Origin of the sequence: Nocardioides sp. NPDC006303, assembly GCF_040613175.1 — a bacterium.
In the GTDB taxonomy this organism is placed as follows: domain Bacteria; phylum Actinomycetota; class Actinomycetes; order Propionibacteriales; family Nocardioidaceae; genus Nocardioides.
Genome location: NZ_JBEXRR010000016.1, coordinates 17,228 through 26,647, shown reverse-complemented (window position 1 = coordinate 26,647; position 9,420 = coordinate 17,228). Strand labels below are relative to the sequence as shown.

4 protein-coding genes are annotated in these 9,420 nt (G+C 65.9%); all 4 read left to right on the top strand.

Translation table 11 applies throughout. The features are described from left to right. The first annotated feature begins 47 nt into the window (after positions 1-47). Entirely contained in the window at positions 48-680 is a 633-nt protein-coding gene (locus ABZY89_RS14185) for a hypothetical protein (protein ID WP_355228089.1), read from the top strand. Next, a complete protein-coding gene (locus ABZY89_RS14180) occupies positions 677-1,618 on the top strand; it encodes a DnaJ domain-containing protein (protein WP_355228087.1) in 942 nt (313 codons plus the stop codon). The genes ABZY89_RS14185 and ABZY89_RS14180 overlap by 4 nt, the downstream gene beginning before the upstream one ends. Before the next feature lie 349 nt (positions 1,619-1,967). After that, the gene (gene rpoB / locus ABZY89_RS14175; protein ID WP_355228085.1) at positions 1,968-5,438 is read left to right on the top strand and encodes a DNA-directed RNA polymerase subunit beta; all 3,471 of its coding nucleotides are present in this window, start codon (positions 1,968-1,970) and stop codon (positions 5,436-5,438) included. Between the two features lie 88 nt (positions 5,439-5,526). Further along, entirely contained in the window at positions 5,527-9,402 is a 3,876-nt protein-coding gene (locus ABZY89_RS14170; RefSeq protein ID WP_355228083.1) for a DNA-directed RNA polymerase subunit beta', read from the top strand. The last annotated feature ends 18 nt before the right edge of the window (positions 9,403-9,420 follow it).

Here is a 9,420-nt window from a genome sequence, read left to right as displayed (position 1 = left end):
GCTTGGAAATGGCTCCTGGAGCCGCTGACCACAGAGAGTGATCCGTCTTGAGCACCACGACCGACCCCGGACCCGACACGGAGACCGGCGCAGAGACCGACCAGGCGACCGCGAACCGGGGCGCACTGCTCCGCTGGGGCGTCCTGGCCCTGCTGATCGCCGTGATCCTGGCTGCCGTCGGCTACGTCGGCTGGCAGCTGACCCGCGGCGCCGACGAGTCGGTGGTGAGCCAGCGCGAGCAGGTGATGGCGGCTGCCGACAAGTTCGTCGGCCGGGTCAACACCTACGGTCCCGAGGACGTCGGCAGCGACAAGAAGACGATGCCGAAGTATCGCGAGCGGGTGGGTGAGCTGCTGACCCCGAAGTTCGAGAAGAGCTTCCTGGGCAACGTCGCCTTCGCCGAGGCCACCGTCGTCCAGCAGGGCGTCGGTCGCACCACGAGCGTGCACAGCACGGGCGTCGCCGGCCTCGATGAGGACAGCGCGACCGTGCTCGTCGTCGCCGAGCTCGCGATCAGCTACCCGAAGTCCGAGGGCTCCGAGGAGCGCGTCGAGGCGGCGCGTCAGCTCGCCCGGACGGAGGTGGAGCTGGTGAAGCAGAACGGGAAGTGGCTGGTCGACGACTGGTACCCCGCCGAGGAAGCTCCTACTTCGGAAAGCAGCGAAGGGGTGACACCATGAGTTCCACGATGACTAGTCCGACCTGGTACGACCTGCTCGACGTCGAGCCCGATGCCGCCACCGACGACATCCGCGCGGCGTGGAAGTCCGCGATCGCCGACCTGGACCCCACCGACCGCCGCTTCCGCACCCTCAACGATGCCGCCGCGGTCCTGCTGGACGAGAAGAAGCGGGCCGCGTACGACGCGGAGCTGGCCGCTCTCGAGGAGGCTGCGGTCGAGGACGAGGACGAGGACGAGGACGAGGACCGCGAGGCCGACGAGGAGACCGCCGACGCCGACGTGGCAGCCGACGCAGCTGACGACGACGAGCCTGCCGACGAGGAGCTCGACGCCGAGGAGAGTGCGGCCACCGGACGTACGCTGCCGCTGCTCCCGACGTGGGGGCTGGTCGCGGCCGGCGCCCTCGCCCTGGCTGCGGTCGTCGCTGCCGGCGTGGTCTTCTTCGGGCAGGAGAAGGTCAGCACCGTCGCCAACAACAACGTCACGACCAGCACCGTCGAGGGTGCGGTGGGCAAGCAGATCACCCGCAACCACAAGCTCCTCGTCGAGGAGCAGGGCGGTGAGGCGCTCGAGGCGGCCAAGAAGGCCGTCGTCCCGTTGCTGTCCTACGACTACAGCAAGATGGACGAGTCGAAGAGCAAGGCTCACGACGTGATGACGAAGGACTACCGCGAGGACTACGACCGGCTCTTCGCGGTGCTCGTCGACAACGTCCCCGAGACGAAGACCGTGGTGAAGACGCTCGCCCCGGTCGACGCCGGCGTCATTCGGGTCTCCGAGGACACCGTGCAGATCCTCGTGCTGGTCGACCGTCAGGTCACCAACGCCCAGCGGAGCACCCCGATCGGCTACCAGGAGTACGCGATGCTCACGATGGCCAAGGTCGGCGACGAGTGGCTGGTCGACAAGGTCGAGACGCAGCCGAGCCAGGACTAGGTCCGAGCTGACCTGGCCTTCCAGGCTTTTGCGCTACCTGTCAAGTGATTGGAATAACTTTTCCGTGGGTCGGACCGATTGGCGCGGATGCTTGACCCGGGGGGCCGATGGGGCGCATGATCATCCGCGATGCTCGACAATGGCACTGCACCGACAACGCCGACGCTCGAGCGCCGCAGGTGTGAATGAAGGTACGCCGGACTTATAATTGGGCCCGGTGTTGTGAAGTGCGCTTTTGTGCCGTACTATGGCGCTTTGCGCATGCCTTCATATGCCCCTCAGCCTGCCCGGTGGCTGTTCGGTGGTCGGCAGCGCGAATCCACCTGCGAACCTTGTCGAAGGATTCCTCTTGGCCGCGCGCACCTCGTCGGGTGACTCCACCCCTCGCCGCATCTCTTTCGCTAAGATCTCAGAGCCTCTCGAGCTTCCCAAGCTCCTCGCCCTCCAGACCGACAGCTTCGACTGGCTGATCGGTAACGAGCGCTGGCAGGAGCAGGTCGCCGCCCGCGAAGCAGCGGGGGAGGACGTGTCTCACAAGTCCGGTCTACAGGAGATCTTCGAGGAGATCTCCCCGATCGAGGACTTCTCGGAGACGATGTCCCTCTCGTTCGAGAGCCCTGTCTTCTACGACCCCAAGTACACCGTCGAGGAGTGCAAGGAGAAGGACTTCACCTACTCCGCGCCTCTCTATGTCTCGGCGGAGTTCACCAACAACGACACCGGTGAGATCAAGGGCCAGACGGTCTTCATGGGCGACTTCCCGCTCATGACCGAACAGGGCACCTTCGTCATCAACGGCACCGAGCGTGTTGTCGTCTCGCAGCTCGTCCGGTCCCCGGGCGTCTACTTCGAGCGCACCGCCGACAAGACGTCCGACAAGGACATCTACACCGCCAAGCTGATCCCCAGCCGCGGCGCCTGGCTCGAGTTCGAGATCGACAAGCGCGACCTGGTCGGCGTCCGTCTCGACCGCAAGCGCAAGCAGAACGTCACGGTGCTGCTCAAGGCCCTCGGCTGGACCAACGAGCAGATCCGCGAGGAGTTCGGCGAGTACGAGTCGATGATGCTGACCCTCGAGAAGGACAGCACCACCGCTCAGGACGACGCGCTGCTCGACATCTACCGCAAGCTGCGCCCGGGCGAGCCCCCGACGCGTGAGGCCGCGCAGACGCTGCTGAACAACTACTACTTCAACCCGAAGCGCTACGACACCGCCAAGGTCGGTCGCTACAAGGTCAACAAGAAGCTCGGTCTGACCGAGGCCTTCGACCAGCAGACCCTGACCGTCGACGACATCGTCGCGACGATCAAGTACGTCGTGGCGCTCCACGACGGGCGTACGCAGCTCGACATGCCGCAGGGCACGATCGACATCGCCGCCGACGACATCGACCACTTCGGCAACCGCCGCATGCGTACGGTCGGCGAGCTGATCCAGAACCAGCTGCGTACGGGCCTTGCTCGTATGGAGCGCGTGGTGCGCGAGCGGATGACGACCCAGGACGTCGAGGCGATCACGCCGCAGTCACTGATCAACATCCGTCCCGTGGTCGCTGCGCTGAAGGAGTTCTTCGGCACCTCGCAGCTGTCGCAGTTCATGGACCAGAACAACCCGCTCGCGGGCCTGACGCACAAGCGGCGTCTGTCGGCTCTCGGGCCGGGTGGTCTCTCCCGTGACCGCGCCGGCATGGAGGTCCGAGACGTCCACCCGTCGCACTACGGCCGGATGTGTCCGATCGAGACCCCTGAAGGTCCCAACATCGGTCTGATCGGTTCGCTGGCCTCCTTCGGCCGGATCAACCCGTTCGGCTTCGTCGAGACGCCCTACCGCAAGGTCGAGAACGGTGTCGTCACCGACAAGATCGACTACCTGACCGCCGACGACGAGGACCGCTACGTCATCGCGCAGGCCAATGCGGCCGTCGACGAGAACATGAAGTTCGCGACCGAGCGCGTGCTGGTCCGCCAGCGCGACGGTGAGGTCTCCGAGCTCCTGGCCGACGAGGTCGACTACATCGACGTCTCGCCGCGCCAGATGGTGTCGGTCGCGACCGCGCTGATCCCGTTCCTCGAGCACGACGACGCCAACCGTGCGCTCATGGGCGCCAACATGCAGCGTCAGGCGGTGCCGCTGGTCCGCAGCGACTCGCCGCTGGTCGGCACGGGCATCGAGTACCGCGCGGCTGTCGACGCCGGTGACGTGCTCGTCGCGAAGAAGGCCGGTGTGGTCAAGGAGGTCTCCTCCGACCTGATCGAGACCCTCAACGACGACGGCACCTACACCTCGTACAAGCTCGCGAAGTTCGAGCGCTCCAACCAGGGCAACTGCGTCAACCAGCAGCCGCTGGTCGACGAGGGCGCCCGGGTCGAGGTCGGCTCCCCGCTGGCCGACGGTCCGGCGACCCAGGGTGCCGAGATGGCGCTGGGTGCCAACCTCCTGGTCGCCTTCCAGTCGTGGCAGGGCCACAACTACGAGGACGCGATCATCCTCTCCCAGCGTCTGGTGCAGCAGGACTACCTCACCTCGATCCACATCGAGGAGCACGAGGTCGATGCCCGCGACACCAAGCTGGGTCCGGAGGAGATCACCCGGGACATCCCGAACGTCTCCGAGGAGATGCTGGCCGACCTCGACGAGCGCGGCATCATCCGCATCGGCGCAGAGGTCACCACCGGTGACATCCTGGTCGGCAAGGTCACCCCGAAGGGCGAGACCGAGCTGACCCCGGAGGAGCGCCTGCTCCGCGCGATCTTCGGTGAGAAGGCGCGCGAGGTCCGCGACACCTCGATGAAGGTTCCGCACGGCGAGGAGGGCACCGTCATCGGTGTCCGCGTCTTCGACCGTGAGGAGGGCGACGAGCTGCCCCCGGGCGTGAACCAGCTGGTTCGGGTCTACGTGGCGCAGAAGCGCAAGATCTCCGTGGGTGACAAGCTCGCCGGCCGTCACGGCAACAAGGGCGTCATCGCGAAGATCTTGCCGGTCGAGGACATGCCGTTCATGGAGGACGGCACCCCGGTCGACGTTCTGCTCAACCCGCTCGGTGTTCCGCGTCGTATGAACATCGGACAGGTCCTGGAGCTCCACCTCGGCTGGCTCGCCAAGCAGGGCTGGGACCTCAACCTCTCCGAGGACCCCGAGGACAGCGCCTGGAAGCAGCGCCTCATCAAGATCCACGCCGACAAGGCCGACCCGGGCACCAAGGTGGCCACCCCGGTCTTCGACGGTGCGCGTGAGGACGAGATCACCGGTCTGCTCAGCGCGACCCTTCCCAACCGGGACGGTCGGCGTGTGGTCGGCACCGACGGCAAGGCCCGCCTCTTCGACGGTCGCTCCGGCGAGCCGTTCCCGGAGCCGGTGGCCGTGGGCTACATGTACATCCTGAAGCTGCACCACCTGGTCGACGACAAGATCCACGCGCGTTCGACCGGTCCGTACTCGATGATCACCCAGCAGCCGCTCGGCGGTAAGGCCCAGTTCGGTGGCCAGCGCTTCGGTGAGATGGAGGTCTGGGCGATGGAGGCGTACGGCGCCGCCTACGCCCTCCAGGAGCTCCTCACCATCAAGTCGGACGACGTGCCCGGCCGTGTGAAGGTGTACGAGGCGATCGTCAAGGGCGAGAACATCCCCGACTCGGGTATCCCGGAGTCGTTCAAGGTTCTCGTCAAGGAGATGCAGTCGCTGTGCCTGAACGTCGAGGTGCTGAGCCAGGACGGTTCGGCGATCGAGCTTCGTGACGCGGAGGAAGACGTCTTCCGCGCCGCCGAGGAGCTCGGCATCGACCTCTCCCGTCGCGAGCCCTCTTCCGTAGAGGAAGTCTGACGAGCGGGAGGTACGCCCCCGGGCGTACCTCCCCTCCCTCAGTCCCCTTTGAACTTTCCAAGAACTAACGAAGGAACTGGAAGCCACCGTGCTCGACGTCAACTTCTTCGATCAGCTCAAGATCGGCCTGGCCACCGCGGACGAGATCCGCGCGTGGAGCCACGGCGAGGTCAAGAAGCCTGAGACCATCAACTACCGCACGCTCAAGCCCGAGCGTGACGGCCTCTTCTGCGAGAAGATCTTCGGTCCCACCCGGGACTGGGAGTGCTACTGCGGCAAGTACAAGCGCGTGCGCTTCAAGGGCATCATCTGTGAGCGCTGTGGCGTCGAGGTCACCCGCTCCAAGGTACGCCGCGAGCGGATGGGCCACATCGAGCTCGCCGCCCCGGTGACCCACATCTGGTACTTCAAGGGCGTTCCGTCGCGGCTGGGCTACCTGCTCGACCTCGCTCCGAAGGACCTGGAGAAGGTCATCTACTTCGCTGCGTACATGATCACCTCGGTCGACGAGGACTCGCGTCACCGCGACCTGTCCTCGCTCGAGGCCAAGGTCGACCAGCAGCGCAAGATGCTGACCGGCCGGCTCGACGTGGCGATCAACGACCGCGCCAAGAAGCTCGAGACCGACCTGGCCGCGCTCGAGGCCGAGGGCGCCAAGTCCGACGCCAAGCGCAAGGTCAAGGACGGCGCCGAGCGCGAGATGAAGCAGCTGCGCGACCGCACCGAGCGTGAGGTCAACCGTCTCGACGAGGTCTGGGACACCTTCAAGAACCTGAAGGTCCAGGACCTCATGGGCGACGAGCTGCTCTACCGCGAGATGAAGACCTGGTTCGGGAAGTACTTCGAGGGCCACATGGGCGCCACGGCGATCCAGAAGCGCCTCGAGAACTTCGACATCGAGGCCGAGGTCGAGAACCTCCGCGAGACCATCGCCACCGGCAAGGGTCAGCGCAAGGTCCGCGCGCTCAAGCGCCTCAAGGTCGTCGACGCCTTCCGCAAGACCGGCAACCAGCCGACCGGCATGGTGCTCGACGCCGTCCCGGTCATCCCGCCGGACCTGCGCCCGATGGTGCAGCTCGACGGTGGCCGCTTCGCGACCTCCGACCTCAACGACCTCTACCGTCGTGTGATCAACCGCAACAACCGCCTCAAGCGTCTCCTCGACCTCGGTGCCCCCGAGATCATCGTGAACAACGAGAAGCGGATGCTGCAGGAGGCCGTCGACTCGTTGTTCGACAACGGTCGTCGTGGCCGCCCGGTCACCGGGCCGGGCAACCGTCCGCTGAAGTCGCTCTCCGACATGCTCAAGGGCAAGCAGGGTCGCTTCCGTCAGAACCTGCTCGGTAAGCGCGTCGACTACTCCGGCCGTTCGGTCATCGTGTCGGGTCCGCAGCTCAAGCTGCACCAGTGCGGTCTGCCGAAGCAGATGGCCCTGGAGCTGTTCAAGCCGTTCGTGATGAAGCGTCTGGTTGACCTGAGCCACGCTCAGAACATCAAGTCCGCCAAGCGGATGGTCGAGCGTGCTCGCCCGGTCGTGTGGGACGTCCTCGAAGAGGTCATCACCGAGCACCCGGTTCTGCTGAACCGTGCGCCCACCCTGCACCGCCTCGGCATCCAGGCCTTCGAGCCCCAGCTGATCGAGGGTAAGGCCATCCAGCTGCACCCGCTCGTCTGCACCGCGTTCAACGCGGACTTCGACGGTGACCAGATGGCTGTCCACCTGCCGCTGTCGGCGGAGGCCCAGGCCGAGGCTCGCATCCTGATGCTCTCGACCAACAACATCCTCAAGCCGTCCGACGGTCGCCCGGTCACCATGCCGACCCAGGACATGATCATCGGTCTCTACTTCATCACCTCCGACCGCGAGGGTGAGACCGGCGAGGGCCGTGCCTTCTCGTCCCCGGCCGAGGCCATCATGGCCTTCGACCACCTCGAGATCACGCTGCAGTCGAAGATCAAGATCCGCCTCGACGACATCGTCCCGCCGATCGGCTACGACGTGCCGGAGGGCTGGACCGCGGGCGACCCGATCGTCCTCGAGACCACGCTGGGCCGGGTGATCTTCAACGACACCCTCCCCGCCGACTACCCCTTCGTGAACTACGAGGTCGGTAAGAAGCAGCTCGGCGCGATCATCAACGACCTGGCCGAGCGTTACACCAAGGTCGAGGTCGCGGCGTCGCTGGACGCGCTCAAGGACAACGGCTTCCACTGGGCCACCCGTTCGGGTGTCACGGTCTCCATCGACGACGTCACCACGCCGCCGAACAAGGCCGAGATCCTGGAGACGTTCGAGACGCAGGCTGCCAAGGTGCAGAAGCAGTTCGAGCGTGGTCTGGTCACCGATGAGGAGCGCCGCCAGGAGCTCGTCGAGATCTGGACCGAGGCCGCCAAGGTCGTCGGTGCTGCCATGGAGGCGGCGTTCGACAAGAAGAACCCGATCTTCATGCAGGTCACCTCGGGTGCTTCGGGTAACTTCAACCAGATCCGCCAGGTCGGCGCCATGCGAGGCCTGGTGGCCAACCCGAAGGGCGAGATCATCCCGCGGCCGATCAAGTCGAACTTCCGCGAGGGTCTCTCCGTCCTGGAGTACTTCATCTCCACCCACGGTGCTCGTAAGGGTCTGGCCGACACCGCGCTGCGTACCGCCGACTCGGGTTACCTGACCCGTCGTCTGGTGGACGTCTCGCAGGACGTCATCATCCGTGAGGACGACTGCGGCACCGAGCGCGGTCTGCCCAAGGTCATCGGTGTCGACCAGGGCGGCGTCGTCGTCAAGGACGACAACGCCGAGACCGCTGCGTACGCTCGCACGGCTGCTGTCGACATCGAGCACCCGTCGACCGGCGAGGTTCTCGCGGTCGCCGGCGAGGACCTGGGCGACGTCAAGATCGAGGAGCTGGTTCGCGCCGGCATCACCGAGGTCAAGGTCCGTTCGGTCCTCACCTGTGAGGCTCGCACGGGTACGTGTGCCAAGTGCTACGGCCGCTCGCTGGCCACCGGCAAGCTCGTCGACATCGGTGAGGCGGTCGGCATCATCGCCGCCCAGTCCATCGGTGAGCCCGGCACCCAGCTGACCATGCGTACGTTCCACACCGGTGGTGTGGCCTCGGCCGACGACATCACGCAGGGTCTGCCGCGTGTCGTCGAGCTCTTCGAGGCGCGTACGCCGAAGGGTGTCACGCCGATCTCCGAGGTCGCCGGACGCGTCGAGATCGAGGAGACCGACAAGGCCCGCAAGGTCCTGGTCACCCCGGACGACGGCTCCGAGGTCAAGGAGTACGTGGTGTCGCGCCGCTCTCGTCTGCGGGTCGGCGACGGCGACCACATCGAGGTCGGCGCACCGCTGACCATCGGTACGCCGGACCCCAAGGAGGTCCTCCGTATCCTCGGTGTCCGCAAGACGCAGCAGCACCTCGTGGACGAGGTCCAGCAGGTCTACCGGTCGCAGGGTGTGTCCATCCACGACAAGCACATCGAGATCATCGTGCGGCAGATGCTGCGCCGGATCACGGTGCTCGAGTCCGGTGACACCAACCTGCTGCCCTCCGACCTGGCCGACCGCATCGACTTCGAGTCGGAGAACCGGCGCGTGGTCTCCGAGGGCGGCAAGCCGGCCTCGGGTCGTCCGGAGCTGATGGGCATCACCAAGGCCTCGCTGGCCACCGAGTCCTGGCTGTCGGCGGCCTCCTTCCAGGAGACCACCCGCGTCCTCACCGACGCTGCCATCAACGGCCGCTCGGACTCGCTGCGCGGTCTGAAGGAGAACGTCATCATCGGTAAGCTCATCCCGGCCGGCACCGGCCTGGAGCGCTACCGGAACATTAAGGTCGAGCCGACCGATGAGGCTCGCGCCGCGGCGTACTCCGTGACCGGTTACGACAACTACGACTACGAGTTCGGCAACACCGGCGGCCAGGCCGTCGCGCTGGACGACTTCGACTTTGGTTCGTACCAGAGCTGATCGAGTGGTCTAGAAGGC